Origin of the sequence: Bradyrhizobium sp. CCBAU 51753 (genome assembly GCF_015291565.1) — a bacterium.
GTDB lineage: Bacteria > Pseudomonadota > Alphaproteobacteria > Rhizobiales > Xanthobacteraceae > Bradyrhizobium > Bradyrhizobium ivorense.
In genome coordinates this window covers 4,847,763-4,865,969 of the sequence record NZ_CP030037.1, presented here as the reverse complement: position 1 = coordinate 4,865,969, position 18,207 = coordinate 4,847,763, and the positions used below count along the sequence as shown (strand labels likewise).

General features: G+C 64.9%; 11 protein-coding genes. 7 read left to right on the top strand and 4 right to left on the bottom strand.

The features are described from left to right. Nucleotides 1–71: 71 nt before the first annotated feature. Entirely contained in the window at nucleotides 72–2,141 is a 2,070-nt protein-coding gene (locus XH93_RS21945; protein WP_194469117.1) for an ATP-dependent helicase, read from the bottom strand. Between the two features lie 126 nt (nucleotides 2,142–2,267). Between XH93_RS21945 and XH93_RS21940 the strand changes: the two genes are divergently transcribed. After that, nucleotides 2,268–2,525: a hypothetical protein gene (locus XH93_RS21940; protein ID WP_139483586.1), complete on the top strand. Its 258-nt coding sequence runs from the start codon at nucleotides 2,268–2,270 to the stop codon at nucleotides 2,523–2,525. A 169-nt stretch (nucleotides 2,526–2,694) separates the two neighbouring features. Here the strand turns inward: XH93_RS21940 and XH93_RS21935 are convergent, their stop codons facing one another. Then, the gene (locus XH93_RS21935) at nucleotides 2,695–2,949 is read right to left on the bottom strand and encodes a hypothetical protein (RefSeq protein ID WP_139483588.1); all 255 of its coding nucleotides are present in this window, start codon (nucleotides 2,947–2,949) and stop codon (nucleotides 2,695–2,697) included. 103 nt (nucleotides 2,950–3,052) lie between these two features. Next, on the bottom strand, nucleotides 3,053–3,253 hold the full coding sequence (locus tag XH93_RS21930) for a DUF3072 domain-containing protein (RefSeq protein WP_229175892.1): 201 nt from the start codon (nucleotides 3,251–3,253) through the stop codon (nucleotides 3,053–3,055). 61 nt (nucleotides 3,254–3,314) lie between these two features. Between XH93_RS21930 and XH93_RS21925 the strand changes: the two genes are divergently transcribed. The 4 genes from XH93_RS21925 (at nucleotide 3,315) to XH93_RS21910 (ending at nucleotide 7,816) form a co-directional block, all read left to right on the top strand. Continuing rightward, a complete protein-coding gene (locus XH93_RS21925) occupies nucleotides 3,315–3,641 on the top strand; it encodes a hypothetical protein (protein ID WP_194469116.1) in 327 nt (108 codons plus the stop codon). Between the two features lie 47 nt (nucleotides 3,642–3,688). Next, a complete protein-coding gene (locus XH93_RS21920; protein ID WP_229175891.1) occupies nucleotides 3,689–3,940 on the top strand; it encodes a hypothetical protein in 252 nt (83 codons plus the stop codon). Nucleotides 3,941–4,368: 428 nt separating this feature from the next. Next, nucleotides 4,369–6,282, top strand: a complete 1,914-nt coding sequence (locus XH93_RS21915; RefSeq protein WP_194469115.1) for a diguanylate cyclase — start codon at nucleotides 4,369–4,371, stop codon at nucleotides 6,280–6,282. A 334-nt stretch (nucleotides 6,283–6,616) separates the two neighbouring features. Continuing rightward, the gene (locus XH93_RS21910) at nucleotides 6,617–7,816 is read left to right on the top strand and encodes a YihY/virulence factor BrkB family protein (RefSeq protein ID WP_194469114.1); all 1,200 of its coding nucleotides are present in this window, start codon (nucleotides 6,617–6,619) and stop codon (nucleotides 7,814–7,816) included. Between the two features lie 285 nt (nucleotides 7,817–8,101). Here the strand turns inward: XH93_RS21910 and XH93_RS21905 are convergent, their stop codons facing one another. Continuing rightward, nucleotides 8,102–10,081 (bottom strand): PAS domain-containing sensor histidine kinase, encoded by a 1,980-nt coding sequence (locus tag XH93_RS21905; protein WP_194469113.1) that lies wholly within the window; start codon nucleotides 10,079–10,081, stop codon nucleotides 8,102–8,104. A 300-nt stretch (nucleotides 10,082–10,381) separates the two neighbouring features. Between XH93_RS21905 and XH93_RS21900 the strand changes: the two genes are divergently transcribed. Together XH93_RS21900 and XH93_RS21895 are read left to right on the top strand one after the other, a co-directional pair. After that, nucleotides 10,382–16,672 (top strand): HAMP domain-containing protein, encoded by a 6,291-nt coding sequence (locus XH93_RS21900; RefSeq protein WP_194469112.1) that lies wholly within the window; start codon nucleotides 10,382–10,384, stop codon nucleotides 16,670–16,672. Between the two features lie 16 nt (nucleotides 16,673–16,688). Next, nucleotides 16,689–18,182 carry a sensor histidine kinase gene (locus XH93_RS21895; RefSeq protein ID WP_194475282.1) on the top strand — a complete coding sequence of 498 codons (1,494 nt, stop codon included), beginning with the start codon at nucleotides 16,689–16,691 and terminating at the stop codon, nucleotides 18,180–18,182. Nucleotides 18,183–18,207 lie beyond the last annotated feature (25 nt).

Here is an 18,207-nt window from a genome sequence, read left to right as displayed (position 1 = left end):
TACGAACGCCGCCTCAACGTTGCTGACAGCAGGTTCGTTCCGGCCCCAGCTAGCAATTTTTCAATCGGGGATCAGCGCCACATGCCGCGCATCTTGGCGCGGAGGTCGATCGGCGGCGCCGGCTTGGCCGACCCGGGTTCCGCGGCGGCTGCGCGGGGCCAGGCCGTCCGCTCGAACATCGGCAGCAATCGTTCCGGGATAAAGCGGGTGCGCGAGGCGTACATGTGGCGATCGCCCCTGGCGGCCTGGCCGTGGACGAAGAAGCGCTGCGGCACCATCAGGTGCAGATCGTCCTTGGCGCGGGTCATCGCGACATAGAGCAGGCGGCGCTCCTCCTCGAGTTCCGCCGACGTGCCGGCGCCGAGATCGGACGGCATGCAGCCGTCGACGACGTTGAGCACGTAGACCGATTTCCACTCCTGGCCCTTGGCGGAATGGATTGTCGACAGGATCAAATAGTCCTCGTCGAGCAGCGGCACGCCGGCCTGGTCGCTGGTGGCATCCGGCGGATCGAGGGTCAGCTCGGTCAGGAAGCGTTCGCGCGACGGATAGCCGCTCGCAATCTGCTCGAGCTGAATCAGATCCGCGCGGCGGACCTCGCTATCCTCGTGGATGCGGTCGAGATGCGGCTCGTACCACAGCCGCGCGCGCTCGATGTCGACGGGCCATTCCGAGTAACGCAGGTTCTCGATCGCCTCGACGAACAGCCGCCAGTCCGCACCGGCGCGCGGCGGCGAGGGCAGCGATGCCAGCATTGCGATCGGGTCGGCGGCCTCCGCCATGTGGTCGAGCACGCGCTGCGCCGAGGCCGGTCCGACGCCGGGTAACAGATGCAGGATGCGGAAGCCGGCGACCCGGTCGCGCGGATTGGCGGCGAAGCGCAGCAACGCCAGCATGTCCTTGACATGCGCGGCGTCGAGGAACTTGAGGCCGCCGAATTTCACGAACGGGATGTTGCGGCGGGTCAGCTCGACCTCCAGCGGCCCCGAGTGCGAGGAGGTGCGGAACAGCACCGCCTGGTGCTTCAGCAGCGTGCCTTCCTCGCGCGTCGCCAACACCTGCTCGACGATATAGCGGGCCTGATCGGCCTCGTTATGCACTGTGACGAGCAGCGGCTTGCGGGTCGAGGCCCGGTCGGTCCACAGGTTCTTGGTGAAGCGCTCCTTGGCCAGCGAGATCACGCCGTTGGCCGCCGACAGGATCGGCTGCGTCGAGCGATAGTTGCGGTCGAGCGTGACGATCTCGGCCGCAGGGCGGAACTGGTTCGGGAAGTCGAGGATGTTGCGCACCGTCGCCGCGCGGAACGAATAGATCGACTGTGCGTCGTCGCCGACCACCGTGAGCCCGCGTCCCGCGGGCTTGAGCGCGAGCAGGATCGAGGACTGCAGGCGGTTGGTGTCCTGATATTCGTCGACCATCACGTGGTCGAAGCGGCTGCCGATCTCGTCCGCGAGGGCAGGGTCGGTGACCATCTGTGCCCAGTAGAGCAGCAGGTCGTCGTAATCGAGCACGTTCTGCTGCTGCTTGGTCTCGACATAGGCCGCGAACAGCCGCTTCAGTTCATTGGCCCAACCCGCGCACCACGGGAAGAACTGGCCGAGCACCGCCTCGATCGGCATCTCCGCATTGACGCAGCGCGAATAGATCGCGACGCAGGTGCCCTTGGTGGGAAACCGGCTTTCTGTCCGCGACAGGCCGAGGTCGTGGCGGACCAGGTTCATTAGGTCGGCGGAATCCTCGCGGTCGTGGATGGTGAATGCGGGATCGAGCCCGATGCGCTCGGCGAATTCGCGCAGCAGCCGTGCGCCGATGCCGTGGAATGTTCCGGCCCAGCTCAGCGCATCCGTCATGACGGAGGCGCGATCGCCGAGCACCCGCCGCGCGATGCGCTCGACGCGGCCGGCCATTTCGCTCGCCGCGCGCCGCGAAAAAGTCATCAACAGGATGCGGCGCGGGTCGGCGCCGGCGACGATCAGATGCGCGACGCGATGCGCCAGCGTGTTGGTCTTGCCGGAACCGGCGCCCGCGATCACCAGCAGCGGAGGCCCGATGATGCCATCCGCGCCGACGCCGTGCTCGACTGCACGGCGCTGCTCGGGATTGAGCGCATCCAGATAGGCTGTGTTGGCAAGATCAGGCACGAATCACCCCCAGCAAACGCTAACAGACATCGCGACCGATGGGGCCGACGCGCCGGCGCGGGGGTGAAGAAATTAGATTGACATTAACGCGGCGCGTTGCACACAACCGCGCCATGAGTGATGCATATGGCTGACGTATCCAGTTCCGACACACCGCTGAAGGCGACGTTCAAGGTGCGGCTGAACGGCGAGACGGTAACGCTTGCGACCGTCGGCCAGGCCCACCGCTTCATCACCAATCTCAGCGCCGTCGAATGGATGGAGTTCCGCTCGCTGCACGACGATGCCGTCGCTGCGCTGGAGCTCGCAGCCGGCAATGCCATGCTGACGGTGCAGGCGACCAACGCACTGCGCGCGCTGTTCGTCCGCGCCCGGATGCTCTGAGCAGGTTCCAAAAAAGAAACGGGCCGCCTTGGCCCTCCCAGGCGGCCCCAGATGGCTGAAGCGCAATGCCTCACGCCGTGATGTGTACCGCCGTTACCTTGTTTGCGGCCATGACGGAGATGGCCTTTACGCAACCGCAGCCGATTCGGCTGTAGCGGCGACACCACAATCAGGTGCCGGAATCGTCGACGAGGCGGTCATACACAAGGGCCGATCGAAGATTGATGGTGGCGATCTTCAGATAGCTCGGCTCGCGCATCGCGTTGTTGAACATCATGATCGCGGTCCGCCAATAGCTGCGCTCGCGCTGATCCAGGCTCAGCGCGGACATGTAATCGGCGGCGTCACCGACCGTCGCGAGCGTCCGCCCGTCCTTCAGCGTGATCGGGAACGCAAGCGGCGATCGCTTCTCCAGTTCCTGCACGTGAAGAATCCCCCGGGGCCCCGACTGCAATAGCAGGAACCAGCATTAGCCGCGCCGGCTATATCAAGTGTTAAGGGGGCGCCGGCCGGGGCTGGTCGGTGCCTCAGAACGAATCCGCCAATGCAATCTCGGCCCGCAGCGAATTGATGCGCCGCTCCGCCTCCTCGAATGTCAGGTCGCGCGCGTACTGGTTCGGCTGGTAGGCCTCCTCGGCAAGGCTCCGCAGTCGGGCGGCCTGGGCACGGGTCATCTGCCCCTGGATGCGCTCGGCGACCCCACCAAATTTTACCGCTGCCATGCTCATATTTCACCTCACTAGCAAGCTCGTGACTTGACAATATGTTCTATTTTTGTTCCAACAAGCCATGGACAACAAGATTAATGAAATTCGTCGGAAGATCAGCGTGTTGCGTGCGGAGATGACTCTGGTCGAGGCGGCGATCCGGGAGCAGGTCAATCGCGACCTCGATTGCAGCGAGGCGTCCTACCGGCTGATGGCGATGCGGGCCGAGGTGGCCGAGTTGATCAAGCGCTGGCGGGCCGCCGGCGGTGACGACCGCCTGCCGACCGTTCGCGAGCGTTTGAGCCGGACTTATCGGGATCGTCTCTCCGCCAACGCGGACGCAAAAGCGATCGCCGGAGTGAAGCCGGACAAGGGTAAGCCCAGCCGGGTTGGCACCGGGCCCAAATAAGGGTTTCAGGTCGGGAACTCGACGCGCGGGATAGGCATTTTCTAGCGATGTCGAGTCCCATTGCATCGTCCGACGCCATGATCGCCGATCCGACCGTGCGACCGCCGCGCGCATCAGTGAATGACGATCGCAGCCCGCTGCTGACGTTGATCTCCTGCGTCAGCTGCGCCAGGACCATGCGGCTTGAGACCAGCTATCCGGGAAGCGAGGGCAGGGACATCCTTCAGTACCGCTGCGAGCGGTGCAACCACATCGAGCGCGTCCTGCTGGTGCGCCGGACCTGGCCTGCGGAACGCTAAAGCGCGATGAGATCAGGTCGGATCATCATCGCGCTGTGGCTCTTTGTTTGAGCATGATCTCCACGCAAGCGCCGCGCGTTTTGTCGCGGGGGATAACCGCTTCACACATTTCCGGATCATGCTCCAGTTCGCCTTTCGGCCGACCTGGGACGCGGACTCATTAAGGCGCGGCCACAGCCTTGTTGTGTCGCGCGTTGCTCCTGCATGCATCTCTCAACTGTCAAATCGCCGCCCGGGTTGCGAACCGAGCCGGAGACGGCGTCATCGACCGAAGCCTCTGTCTCGCGTGGTTAACGGAGGGGCACCGCAATCCGAAAAATCCGCGGCAGCACAATGGCGCGATGCTTACCGACGATCGCACCTGCGCGCCGCTGCAAACCCGCCATTAAGGGCTGCGTGGGACCTTGGCTCGAAAGGAGCCATATCCGATGCCGAACAGCCGCCCCGCGGTCGAGAAAGCTCGCTTCCCATTGTGGGCGGCAGGGTTCGTGGCCTTGGCGTGCGTCGCCATTCTGGCGCTGAGCGGATGGCGCGAGTGGGAGGCCCGCCAAGTCGAGCTTCGCAACGCCGAAATCGACATGGCCAATCTTGCCCAGTCGCTGACGCAGCACGCCGACGACACTTTTGAGCTCGCGGACACCATCTTGGCCGGAATGGTCGACCGGATGGAGGTCGGCGGAACGAGCCCAGCCGCCGTCGAGAAGATCCAAAGGTTTCTCCAGTCCCGCAAGTACAACAGGGAACGCATCCGCGGCATCTTCGTCTACGACGAGACCGGCCGCTGGCTGGCGACCACCGAAGACGTCGGCTTCGCGCGCCTCAACAACAGCGATCGCGACTACTTCCAGATCCATCGCGCCTCGACCGACCGCGCCACTTTGATTGGCAGACCGGTGAAGAGCCGGTCTGGAGGACAATGGATCATCACGGCCTCCCGCCGCTTCAATCACCCCGACGGGACTTTTGCCGGCGTCGTGCTGACGAGCGTTGATGTCGCCTACTTCAGCCAGTTTTACCGGCGCTTCGACATCGGACCGAACGGCGCGGTCTCGCTGCTGAATGCCGATGGCATCATGCTGGCGAGAAGCCGCGACGAGAACGGCGCATACGTCGGACGCGACATGTCGGGCGCGCCGTTGTTCCAGACCATGGGCCAGCGCCCGGACGCTGGCACCTACTACTTCAAGTCTCCGCTGGACGGGCAGGAGCGACTAAGCTTCTACCGGAAGAGCAGTCGGTATCCGATTGTCGTCTTGGCGACCAAGGCACAGAACGATGTTCTCGTCCCATGGCGCCATCAGGCGTTCACGCGCGTTGGCATCGTCACCGGGCTCACGTTGTCGATCGCGCTGATCGGCTTCTTCCTGGTGCGCTATCTGGCAAAGGGGCAGCGCATGGCCGCGGCTCTCGTCGCCAAGGAGGGCGATTTCCGCCTGATCGCCGAACAATGCAGCGACGTGGTGATGCGGATCGGGCTGGACGAGCGCATTCTCTACGCCTCTCCGTCATGCGCCCGCATCCTGGGCTGGGACCCGGCGAGGCTGCTCGGAACCTCTGCCGTCGCCGGCGTCAACCCTGAGGACCGGCCGCGCGTCGAGCAGGTCGTCGCGGCGTTGAAGGCGGGAGAAGCCGAGGAGGCACGCATCATCTATCGGGTGCATCACCGCGAGAAAAAAGAGTTGTGGCTCGAGACGGCGCTGCGAGTCACCCGCTCGTCGGAGACGCATGAGATCGACGGCGTGGTCGCGATCTCGCGCGACATGACCGAGCATAAGGATCTGCAGGACAAGCTTGCGGCGCTCGCCACGTCCGATGGTCTGACAGGTCTCGCCAATCGCCGCCATTTCGACGAGCGACTTTCCGACGAATGGGCGCGGGCCAGGCGCGACGGCACTCCGGTCTCGTTGCTGCTGGTGGATGTCGATCACTTCAAGAAATTCAACGATCAATATGGCCATCAGGCCGGCGACGCCTGCTTGCGCGCGGTGGCGCGGATCCTCTCCGCGCAAGTCCGCCGGCCGGCCGATCTCGCCGCCCGCTACGGCGGCGAGGAGTTCGCCCTTTTGCTGCCGAACACCGACGCGGTTGGCTGCGAACTCGTCGGCGAGAATGTGCGCGGGGCGCTACGCGAGTTCGGCATGCTGCACGCGCTGAACCTGCCCTCCAAGATCGTCACGGTGAGCCTTGGCGGCGCGACCAACCTACCCTCGCAGGGCGCGCAGGACTGCAGCTCCCTCGTCGCAGCGGCCGACCGCGCGCTCTATGCAGCCAAGGACAGTGGACGGGACCGTCTGGTGATGTCGGGCCAAGTTGTGACGTGGCCAAGCGCCAAGAGCGCCTGAGAGGATGTGAAGCTTTGTCCTCATCTACCGTTGTCATCGCCCGGCCTGTGCGCAATTGCGCACATGGACCGGGCGATCCAGTACGCCGCGGCCTCTCGCTTCTATCACCGGCGTCTCTGGAATACTGGATCACCCGGTCAAGCCGGGTGATGACACCGAGCAAGCGGAGCAAACCAGCCCCGTCACCCTGAGGCCGCCCAGACGACCAGCCAAAAGCGCCATGGGTTTGGCCGAGGCAACGACCTCCGCTACCGGCATAGCCTCCGGGCATGACTCCATAGCTGGCGCAGGAACTCATGATCCGCGGTGCGATTGAATTCCGCGGAGGAGTTCGATGCCGAAGACCCTGATATCGGGTGCCCGCCGAGGTGAGCGCGGCGGATGGAGCTTGGCGGCGGCGCTGGGGCTTCTTGCAGTGGCATTCCTGTGGGATCGCTTCGCCTCGCCTAGGGTAGCGCGCTCCGACGAGGACAAACTCTTTCCTGGCAAGCAGGCTGCCGATCGTAACGCTTCGCCGGTCGGCCTAACGGTCGAAGGCGGAGATCGCGGGCGGGAGGCGGAATCGCCGTCCGAGATTCCGGCGAAAGGGTGGAAGGACATCCTGCTGCGCGTCTACGACAATATCGGCGAGCACCGGATCCTCGCGCTGGCCGCTGGCATGACCTACTACAGCATCCTTGCGATCTTTCCGGCGCTGGCTGCTCTCGTCGCGATCTACGGCCTGTTCTCCGATCCGACGGCCATCGCAAGGCACCTGGACCAGCTCTCCGGGATCCTACCCGGCGGCGCGGTAGACATCGCCCGGGACCAACTCACGCGGGTCGCATCGAAAGGCGGCGGGACCTTGGGGGCGACCTTCATCGTCGGGCTCGGGATTTCACTCTGGAGCGCCAACGCGGCGATGAAATCGCTGTTCGATACGCTGAACATCGTCTACGGCGAGCGGGAAAAGCGAGGATTCCTGACGCTGAATGCCGTGTCGTTATCCTTCACGGCGGCCGGTATCCTGTTCGTGCTGGTGGCGCTCGGAGCGGTCGTCGTCATTCCGATCGTCCTCAATTTCATCGGTTTGTCGAACTTCGCCGACCTGATGCTGCGCATCGCGCGGTGGCCTGCGATGTTCATCGCGGTCGCGCTGGCGCTGGCGCTGATCTACCGCTACGGAGCGAGCCGCGAGGCGCCGCGCTGGCGCTGGATCACCTGGGGAAGTACGCTGGCGGCGGTTCTCTGGCTCGCAGCGTCCGCGCTGTTCTCCTGGTATGCGGCCAACTTCGGCAAATTCAACGAGACCTACGGATCGCTCGGTGCCGCCATCGGCTTCATGATGTGGCTGTGGATCTCCGCCATCGTGATCCTGCTCGGGGCCGAACTCGACGCGGAAATGGAACACCAGACCGCGCGCGACAGCACGACAGGCTCCGAGAAGCCGATGGGCGCACGCGGCGCCAGAATGGCCGACACGGTGGGCCCCGCACACACGACAGATAACGACTTCCGGCAACGTTCGGGGCATGGAACCAGGAGATCAGGCTGATCTTGGCGGACGATCTACCAAGCGCAGTTCTGGCGGAGATGACGACCCCCGTTCCGCTCGCCGGGCCGCTTCCCAATCGACCGTGGGAGGCAGGTGACCGGCTATGGCCTTGGTCTGATGGTCGGTCGATTTGCGTCGGCCGGGCCTACTCTTGGCCACCCGGGAACGGGCCCAGCTAGTGTCGGCGCAGTCTACCACTTCGGCGGTTTAACCGTGCGAGGGCGCCCTAGGGGCATAGCGGACATTGCGTTCGCCATCATGCCAGTGTGCTTACCGGTACACGGCCTAGCTCCGGACCTTCGCCTTCGGAGCTTCGGCGTCGGTCGAACGAACGTCGCTGGAAGCCGCCGCAGATCGGTTGTTGGGCTCGGCGCCGGCATGGTGCCCCGTCAGTTTGGACAATTCGCGGCTGAGATCGTGAATGTGATACGGCTTGCGCAGCACCGGGAAGTCGGACTTCACGTCGCGCGCGCTGTCGCTGTAACCCGTCGTCAGCAGGATCGGCAGCTCGGGCTTCCGCTCCCGGATCGTGCGCGCGAGCGTCAGCCCGTCCATCTTGCCGGGCATCACGATGTCGCTGAACACCACATCGACCCCGTTCGCCTCGATCGCCCGCAACGCGTGTTCCGCATTCGACGCCCAGTTCACGGTGTAGCCGAGCTGTTCGAGCAGGCCGGTGCTCGCGTCGGCCACGGCGGGATTGTCCTCGATCAGGAGGACGGTAGCGGATCGCTGCGCGGTCCGATCCGCGTTTCCCGGATGCGCTGCCGCGGTCCCGCGCGGCAAAACGATGCTGACGGTGGTGCCCTTGCCGAGCGTGCTGGCGATCTCGACCCTCCCGCCGGCCTGGTGGGCGAAACCATGGACCTGGGACAGCCCAAGGCCGGTACCCCTGCCGATCGGCTTGGTGGTGAAGAACGGATCGAACACCTTGCTCAGCACGTCATCGGGAATGCCTTCGCCGGTGTCGGCGACGCTGACCACCACGTGGTCGGCCTCGGGCACGTTGCGGGCCGAGACGGTCACCGTGCCGCCGTCCGCCGTTGCGTCGCGCGCATTGACCACGAGGTTGATCAGTGCGGTTTCAAAATCGGTCGGGTCGACGAAGACCGGCCAGACCTCGGGCTGGATCTCGATGTTCAGCCTGACCAGGCTGCCGAGCGCGCTGCTGAGGACTTCGCGCACCGAGGCGATCCGGTCGGCGACATTGATGGTCTTCGGATTGACGCTCTGCCGGCGCGCGAAGGTCAGCAATTGGCTGGTCAGCGATGCGGCGCGCTCGGTAGCGGTCTCGATCGCCCCGAGCGCGGCCCGACCGCGCTCGCTCGTCACCTCGCGCTTGATCCTGTGAAGATTGCCCGAGATGATCATCAGAAGGTTGTTGAAGTCGTGGGCGACGCCTCCGGTCAATTGGCCGAGCGCATCCATCTTCAGCGTTTCCGCGAGCTGGCGCTGCACCTGCTCGAGCTTCTGTTGCGCCTCGCGGCGCTCGGAAATGTCCCGCGTGATCTTGGCGAAGCCGACCAGCGTGCCGTCGGCGTCGCGGATCGGATCGATCACGACGCTGGCCCAGAAGAACGAGCCGTCCTTGCGGACTCGCCAGCCTTCCTCCTCGTAATGCCCGGTCTCTTCCGCGATCTTGAGCGCGCGGGCGGGCTTGCCGGCGGCCTGATCGGCCGGCGTATAGAACCGCGAAAAACTCTGACCGATGATTTCGTCCGGCGCGTAGCCGTTGATGCGCTGACCGCCGGCGTTCCAGTTGGCGACGATGCCGGCCGGCGTCAGCATGTAGAGCGCGTAGTCGGTGACGTTGCTCACCAGCAGGCGGAACTGGTTCTCGCTGGCCTCGAGGTCGGCGCGCGCCTGGCGCCGCTCGGTCATGTCACGGATGACCATGGCGTAACCGACGAGCTTGCGCGTCTCGTAGATCGGATCGATGACGACGGAGGCATAGAATTTCGAGCCATCCTTGCGAAGCCGCCAGCCCTCGGTGAGGAAGTGCTTTTCCTTGCGGGCGATCCGCAGGGCTTTTGCGGGAAGGCCGGATGCGCGGTCCTCCGGCAGGTAGAATTCCGAGAAGTGCCTGCCGAGGATCGCCCTGGCGTTGTGGCCGGTCGTGCGCTCGGCGCCCTTGTTCCAGTTGATGACGCGTCCGTCGGCGGCGAGCATGCAGATGGCATAGTCGACAGCTCCGCCGGCCACGCGCCGGAAACGGCGCTCGCTTTCGGAATTGCCCCGTTCGCGCTGCTCTGATCTCTTAACCATCACCGATCCCGCCGAGGCGCGAAACGCTCGGAACAGGCCTTTGTTCCAAATGCGACAAACCGGCAATACGAACGGCTTACCCTGCCGGTCAAAAAAGTTCCATCCAGCACCTGGAACCTTCGGTTCCAATGGCAATTAACATGCTCGGTTTGCGTCACAAATCGCGTTTGTCGCGTTTTCATGCTTGAATGGATCACCGGCACTCATTCTTATGGTTTTGCTGGCTTATCCGAGTCCTTGGAGTCCGAGTCCGTGGATTCCGAGTTCTAGGATTCAAGGCCAGCACGTAGGGGAAATTCAATGACCGATCTCGGTTCGTCGCCGCGCCCCCGCACTGAATCACGCCGCGCCCAGTCATCCAACGGAAGCCTCGATCCCTCCCATGATCTGCTGCAGTCGCTGCAGGCGATGCGGGCCGGCGATTTCTCGGCGCGGATGCGCGGCGATTATCTCGGGATCGACGGCAAGATCGCCGACGCCTTCAACGAGATCGCCGCCGCCAATGAGCGGATGGCGCAGCAGCTGGCGCGGGTCGGCGAGGTGGTCGGCCGCGAGGGACAGACCCGTCAGCGCGTCAATTTCGGACTCGCCAGCGGCGCCTGGGCCGACATGGAGAGTTCGGTCAACACGCTGATCGACGACCTGCTGTGGCCGACCCGCGAGGTGACCCGCGCCGTCGCCGCGGTGGCGCAGGGCGACCTGCTGCAGACCGTGAAGCTCGACGTCGAGGGCAGGCCGCTGCGCGGCGAATTCCTGCAGTCGGCGAACATCGTCAACACGATGATCAAGCAGCTTTCGGTGTTCACCTCGGAAGTGACGCGCGTGGCGCGCGAAGTCGGCACCGAGGGCAAGCTCGGCGGCCAGGCCCAGGTGCCGGAGGTGACCGGCGTCTGGAAGGACCTGACCGAGAGCGTCAACTCGATGGCCAACAATCTGACCGGCCAGGTCCGCAACATCGCCGAGGTGACGATCGCAGTCGCCAACGGCGACCTGTCGAAGAAGATCACGGTCGACGTCCGCGGCGAGATCCTGCAGCTGAAGGAGGCCATCAACACGATGGTCGATCAGCTGCGTTCGTTCGCCTCCGAAGTGACCCGCGTGGCGCGCGAGGTCGGCACCGACGGCAAGCTCGGCGGCCAGGCGATCGTGCCGGGTGTCGCCGGCACCTGGAAGGATTTGACGGACTCGGTGAATGCGATGTGCGGCAACCTGACCGCCCAGGTCCGCAACATCGCCAACGTCACCACGGCGGTGGCGCGCGGCGACCTGTCGCGCAAGATCACGGTCGACGTGTCAGGCGAAATTCTCGAGCTGAAGGACACCATCAACACCATGGTGGACCAGCTCAATGCGTTTGCGTCGGAAGTGACGCGCGTGGCGCGCGAGGTCGGCACCGAAGGCAAGCTCGGCGGCCAGGCCAAGGTGCCCGGCGTCGCCGGCACCTGGAAGGACCTGACCGACAACGTCAACTTCATGGCGTCGAACCTGACCGCGCAGGTCCGCAACATCGCCGACGTCGCCACCGCGATCGCCGGCGGCGACCTGTCGAAGAAGATCACGGTGAACGTGTCGGGCGAGATCCTTCAGTTGAAGGAAACGCTCAACACCATGGTGGACCAGCTCAACGCGTTCGCCTCGGAAGTGACGCGCGTGGCGCGGGAGGTCGGCACCGAGGGCAAGCTCGGCGGCCAGGCCAACGTGCTCGGCGTCGCCGGCACCTGGAAGGACCTGACCGACAACGTCAACTTCATGGCGTCGAACCTGACCGCGCAGGTCCGCAACATCGCCGCGGTGACCACGGCGGTCGCCGGCGGCGACCTGTCGAAGAAGATCACGGTCGACGTGCGCGGCGAAATTCTCGAGCTGAAGGACACCATCAACACGATGGTCGACCAGCTCAACGCCTTCGCCGGCGAGGTGACGCGCGTGGCGCGCGAGGTCGGCACCGAGGGCAAGCTCGGCGGCCAGGCCGAAGTGCGCGGCGTCGCCGGCACCTGGAAGGATCTGACCGACAGCGTCAACTCGATGGCCTCGAACCTGACCGCGCAGGTCCGCAACATCGCCGAGGTCGCGACCGCGGTGGCGAAGGGCGACCTGTCGAAGAAAATCACCGTGAACGTGTCGGGCGAAATCCTTCAGCTGAAGGAAACGCTGAACACGATGGTCGACCAGCTCAACGCCTTCGCCGGCGAGGTGACGCGCGTGGCGCGCGAGGTCGGTACCGACGGCAAGCTGGGCGGCCAGGCCGAGGTGCCCGGCGTCGCCGGCACCTGGAAGGATTTGACCGACAGCGTCAACTCGATGGCCGGCAATTTGACGGCACAGGTCCGCAACATCGCCGAGGTGGCGACCGCGATCGCCGGCGGCGACCTGTCGCGCAAGATCACGGTCGACGTCCGCGGCGAGATCCTTCAGCTGAAGCAAACGCTGAACACCATGGTCGACCAGCTCAACCGCTTCGCGGGCGAGGTGACGCGCGTGGCGCGCGAGGTCGGCACCGACGGCAGCCTTGGCGGCCAGGCCAACGTGCCCGGCGTCGCCGGCACCTGGAAGGACCTCACTGACAACGTCAATTCGATGGCCGGCAATCTCACGGCGCAGGTCCGCAACATCGCCGAGGTGACGACCGCCGTGGCGCGCGGAGACCTGTCGCGCAAGATCACCGTCGACGTGAAGGGCGAAATCCTCGAACTGAAGAACACCATCAACACCATGGTGGACCAGCTCAACGGTTTTGCCGGCGAGGTGACGCGCGTCGCCCGCGAGGTCGGCACCGAAGGCAAGCTCGGCGGCCAGGCCGAGGTGCCCGGCGTCGCCGGCACCTGGAAGGACCTCACCGACAACGTCAACTTCATGGCCTCGAACCTGACCGCGCAGGTCCGCAACATCGCCGAGGTCGCGAGCGCGATCGCCGGTGGCGACCTGTCGAAGAAGATCACGGTGGACGTGCGCGGCGAGATATTGCTGCTCAAGGACACCCTGAACACCATGGTCGAACAGCTGCGCTCGTTCGCGGCCGAAGTGACGCGCGTTGCGCGCGAAGTCGGCACCGAGGGACGGCTCGGCGGCCAGGCCGTGGTGCCCGGCGTCGGCGGCACCTGGAAAGACCTCACCGACAACGTCAACCTCTTGGCCGCCAACCTGACCACCCAGGTCCGCAACATCGCCGAGGTGACGACCGCCGTGGCGCGCGGCGACCTGTCGCGCAAGATCACGGTCGACGTGAAGGGCGAAATCCTCGAGCTGAAGAACACCATCAACACCATGGTGGACCAGCTCAACGCCTTCGCCGGCGAGGTGACGCGCGTCGCGCGCGAGGTCGGCACCGAAGGCAAGCTCGGCGGCCAGGCCGAAGTGCGCGGCGTCGCTGGCACCTGGAAGGACCTGACCGACACCGTCAACGTCATGGCGGCGAACCTGACCGAGCAGGTGCGCGGCATCGTCAAGGTGGTGACCGCGGTCGCCGACGGCGACCTCAAGCAGAACCTGACGGTGAAGTCGAAGGGCGAGGTGGCGGCGCTCGCCGACACCATCAACAACATGACCGAGACGCTCGCGACCTTCGCCGAGCAGGTCACGGGCGTTGCGCGCGAGGTCGGCGTCGAGGGCCGGCTCGGCGGTCAGGCCGCCGTGCCTGGTGCGGCCGGCACCTGGAAGGATCTCACCGGCAACGTCAATCTGCTCGCGGCCAACCTGACCTCGCAGGTGCGCGCGATCGCCGAGGTCGCGACCGCCGTGACCAAGGGCGACCTGACCCGCTCGATCCAGGTCGACGTCCGCGGCGAGGTGGCGGAGCTGAAGGACAACATCAACACCATGATCGGCAACCTCCGTCTCACCACGGAGCGCAATACCGAGCAGGACTGGCTGAAGACCAACCTCGCGCGTTTCACCAACATGCTGCAGGGCCAGCGCGACCTCGCGACCGTCGGCCGCCTGTTGCTGACCGAGCTGGCGCCGCTGATCAACGCCCATATGGGCGTGATCTACCAGGTCGATAATCCCGAGAACGCGCAGCTGCGTCTGCTGTCGGCCTACGCCAGCGACAGCAGCAATCCGCACCCGCAGATTGTCCAGTTCGGCGAGGGGCTGATCGGCCAGTGCGCGCTCGACAAGCGCCAGCGCCTGGTGTCCGACATTCCGGGCGACGCGGTGCCGGTCAATTCGGCGCTGATGCGGATCATGCCGAAGAACCTCGTCGTGTTCCCGGTGCTGTTCGAGAACCAGGTCAAGGCGGTGATCGAGCTGTCCTCGATCTCGTCGTTCACGACCTCGCAGATCACCTTCCTCGAACAGCTCACCGACAGCATCGGCATCGTGCTCAACAGCATCGAGGCGACGATGCAGACCGAGGCGCTGCTGAAGCAGTCGCAGCAGCTCGCCGGCGAGCTGCAGACCCAGCAGAAGGAGCTGCAGCAGACCAACGATCAGCTCGAGCAGAAGGCCCAGCAGCTTGCCGAGCGCAACGTCGACGTCGAGCGCAAGAACCAGGAGATCGAGCAGGCGCGGCGCGCGCTGGAGGAAAAGGCGACCGAGCTCGCGTTGACCTCGAAGTACAAGTCGGAGTTCTTGGCCAACATGTCGCACGAGCTGCGCACGCCGCTGAACTCGATCCTGATCCTCGGCCAGCAGCTGACCGAAAACCCCGACGGCAATCTGACCGGCAAGCAGGTCGAATTCGCCCGCACCATCCACGGTGCCGGCACCGATCTGTTGAACCTGATCAGCGACATCCTCGATCTCTCCAAGATCGAGTCCGGCACCGTGACCGTCGATGCCGAGGAGATCCTGACGTCGAGCCTGCTGGAAACCGTCGGCCGGCCGTTCCGGCACGAGGCGGAGAACCGGCATCTGTCGTTCAGCATCGACGTCGACGCCAATCTCGCCCGCAGCATGGTGACCGATAGCAAGCGGCTGCAGCAGGTACTCAAGAACCTGCTCTCGAACGCCTTCAAGTTCACCGCCGAAGGCGGCGTCAGCCTGACCGTCTCGGCCGCCGTCGGCGGCTGGAGCGTCGAGCATCCGATCCTCAACACCGCGCCGGCGGTGGTGGCGTTCGAAGTGTCGGATACCGGCATCGGCATTCCCCAGGACAAGCAGAAGCTGATCTTCGAGGCGTTCCAGCAGGCCGACGCCGGCACCAGCCGCAAATACGGCGGCACCGGCCTCGGCCTTGCGATCAGCCGCGAGCTCGCAAGCCTGCTCGGCGGCGAGATCCATCTGCGCAGCGCCACCGGCAAGGGCTCGACCTTCACGCTCTATCTGCCGCTGAAATATGCCGGACCGTCGCTCGCGCTGCGACAGCACATTCAGCCGGTGCAGATGCCGCACACCCCGGCGCCGTCACTGCAGGCCTCCGCCGCGCAGGAGCGGGCGATCGAGCAGCTGACCGACGACCGGCTCAATCTGGCGCCCGGCGACACCATCCTGTTGATCGTCGAGGACGACCCGCACTACGCGCGGGTCCTGATCGACCTGGCGCGCGACAAGGGTTTCAAAGTCCTGGTCGCCACCCGCGGCGCCGAGGCGCTGGATCTTGCCAAGCAATTCCAGCCGGCCGCGGTGTCGCTCGACGTGTTCCTGCCCGACATGCTCGGCTGGAGCGTGCTGAGCCAGCTCAAGCACAATCCGCTGACCCGTCACATTCCGGTTCAGATCATCACGCTCGACGAGGACCGCCAGCATGCGCTGGCCCGCGGCGCTTTCTCCTTCGTTAACAAGCCGACCACGACCGAAGGCGTCAGCGCGGCGCTGTCGCAGATCAAGGAATACGCCAAGCCGCGCCGCAAGCGGCTGTTGATCGTCGAGGACAATGCGGCGGAACAGCTCAGCATCACCGAACTGCTCGGACACGAGGACATCGAGATCGTGACCAGCGATACCGGGGCGGGCGCATTGTCGACGCTGCGCGAGAATCCGTGCGACTGCGTTGTGCTCGATCTTCGGCTGCCCGACATGAGCGGTTTCGAGGTGCTCGATCAGATCCGCAAGGACGACGTGCTCTCCAATATTCCCGTTGTGGTGTTTACGGGGCGGGAACTGTCGGCCGAAGAAGATGCGGAACTGCACACGATGGCGCGCAGCATCGTGGTCAAGGGCGTGGAATCGCCGGAACGGCTGCTCGATGAAACGTCACTGTTCCTGCACCGTGTGATCACGGAATTGCCCGTCGCAAAACAGAAGATGCTGGAGAAGCTCAATAGTTCCGATGAGGATCTCATTGGCAAGACCGCGCTTCTGGTCGACGACGACGCCCGCAACATCTTCGCGCTCTCGAGCGTGCTGGAGCGCCGCGGTATGAGGGTGCTGACCGCGACGACCGGGCATGAGGCAATTTCGCTCGTGCAGTCCAATCCGAAGATCGCGATCGTGCTGATGGATATCATGATGCCGCAGATGGACGGCTACCAGACCATCGGTGCGATCAGGCAAAATCCCGCCTTCGCGCGGCTGCCGATCATTGCGCTGACCGCAAAGGCGATGAAGGGCGACCGCGAGAAATGCCTTGAAGCGGGCGCGTCCGACTATCTGGCCAAACCCGTCAACACCGAGCAACTGCTGCTCGCGATCCGCATGTGGCTGCACCGCTGATCGGCGATCGACAATGATGGACAATGAAAAAATAAACATCCTTCTGGTCGACGACCAACCGGCGAAGCTGCTGGCTTACGAGGTCATCCTGAAGGAGCTCGGCGAGAACCTCGTCGCGGTGTCGTCGGGCCGGGAGGCGCTCGAATTCCTGCTCAAGAACGAGGTCGCCGTCATCCTGGTCGACGTCTGCATGCCCGAGCTCGACGGCTTCGAGCTTGCGGCGATGATCCGCGAGCATCCGCGCTTCCAGAAGACCGCGATGATCTTCATCTCGGCGATCCAGGTCAGCGATATCGACCGGCTGCGCGGCTACGAGATGGGCGCAGTCGACTACGTGCCGGTGCCCGTCGTGCCTGAGGTGCTGCGGGCAAAGATCCGGGTGTTCGCCGAGCTCTATCGCAAGACCCGGCAGCTTGAACGCCTCAATGCCGAGCTCGAGGACCGCGTGCGCGCACGCACCGCCGAGCTCGAGCAGTCGACTACCCGCCTGGTGGAGAGCGAGCAGCGCCGCAGCATGGCGATTGCCGCGGGCAAGATGGGATCGTGGGACTGGGATTGGGTCAACGGCGACTGGATGTGGGACGAGGGCCAGTACAAGATATTCGGGGTCGATCCAAAATCCTTCGAACTCACCTCCGAAAATATCCAGGGGCTGTTTCATCCTGACGATGTCGAGGATCTCAAGCGCGCCTGGGCCGGCTTCGGCAAGGGCGAGACGTCCTATGAGGCCGAATTCCGCGTCATGCGGCCCAACGGGGAGGTGCGCTGGTGCGTCGGCACGGCCGCCGCGACCAGCGACCGCCATGGCCGGGTGGTGCGGGTCAGCGGCGTCACCGTCGACATCACCGATCGCAAGAAGGCCGAGGAGCGCCAGAGCCTGTTGACCCGTGAGGTTGATCATCGCGCCAAGAACGCGCTCGCGCTGGCGCAATCGATCGTGCGGCTGACGCGCGCGCAGAACGTCAATGCCTATGTGCGCGCGGTCGAGGGCCGCATCACGGCGCTGGCGCGGGTCCACACGGTGCTGTCGCTGTCGAGCTGGCAGGGCGCCGAGATCCGGCGGCTGGTCACGGAGGAGATCGCGCCCTATTCCGAGGCCGGGCAGATCCAGATCGAAGGTGCCGAGGTGCAGCTGCAGCCCGCGACCGCACAGACGCTGGCGCTGGCGCTGCACGAGCTCGTCACCAATTCGGCGAAGTACGGCAGCCTGTCGGTGCTGTCGGGCCGGCTCGCGATCACCTGGGCGGTACAGGACGACGCGCTGATCCTGGCCTGGGTGGAAACCGGTGGGCCCAGCGTGACCAAACCGACGCAAAAGGGTTTCGGCACGCGAAGCGTGATCGCCAGCATCGAGACCCAGCTCGGTGGGCGCGCCGATTTCGATTGGCGGAGCGAAGGCCTGGTCTGCCGCCTGACCGTTCCGCTCAAGGCCGGCATCACCGAGAGCGCGACTTATCGGGATCTGGCGACGCCCGAGCGTCAGCCGGTGTTGAGTTCCAGGGCTGTGTAGCAACCTCATTGCGCAGGAACTAAGC

Bases quoted from the DNA above. Each gene is read 5' to 3' on its own strand.
- XH93_RS21920 (WP_229175891.1), top strand. From the start codon at position 3,689: ATGTCGAGTCCCATTGCATCGTCCGACGCCATGATCGCCGATCCGACC.
- XH93_RS21895 (WP_194475282.1), top strand. From the start codon at position 16,689: ATGGACAATGAAAAAATAAACATCCTTCTGGTCGACGACCAACCGGCG.
- XH93_RS21930 (WP_229175892.1), bottom strand. From the start codon at position 3,253: ATGAGCATGGCAGCGGTAAAATTTGGTGGGGTCGCCGAGCGCATCCAG.
- XH93_RS21910 (WP_194469114.1), top strand. From the start codon at position 6,617: ATGCCGAAGACCCTGATATCGGGTGCCCGCCGAGGTGAGCGCGGCGGA.
- XH93_RS21915 (WP_194469115.1), top strand. From the start codon at position 4,369: ATGCCGAACAGCCGCCCCGCGGTCGAGAAAGCTCGCTTCCCATTGTGG.
- XH93_RS21925 (WP_194469116.1), top strand. From the start codon at position 3,315: ATGGACAACAAGATTAATGAAATTCGTCGGAAGATCAGCGTGTTGCGT.
- XH93_RS21900 (WP_194469112.1), top strand. From the start codon at position 10,382: ATGACCGATCTCGGTTCGTCGCCGCGCCCCCGCACTGAATCACGCCGC.
- XH93_RS21940 (WP_139483586.1), top strand. From the start codon at position 2,268: ATGGCTGACGTATCCAGTTCCGACACACCGCTGAAGGCGACGTTCAAG.
- XH93_RS21905 (WP_194469113.1), bottom strand. From the start codon at position 10,081: ATGGTTAAGAGATCAGAGCAGCGCGAACGGGGCAATTCCGAAAGCGAG.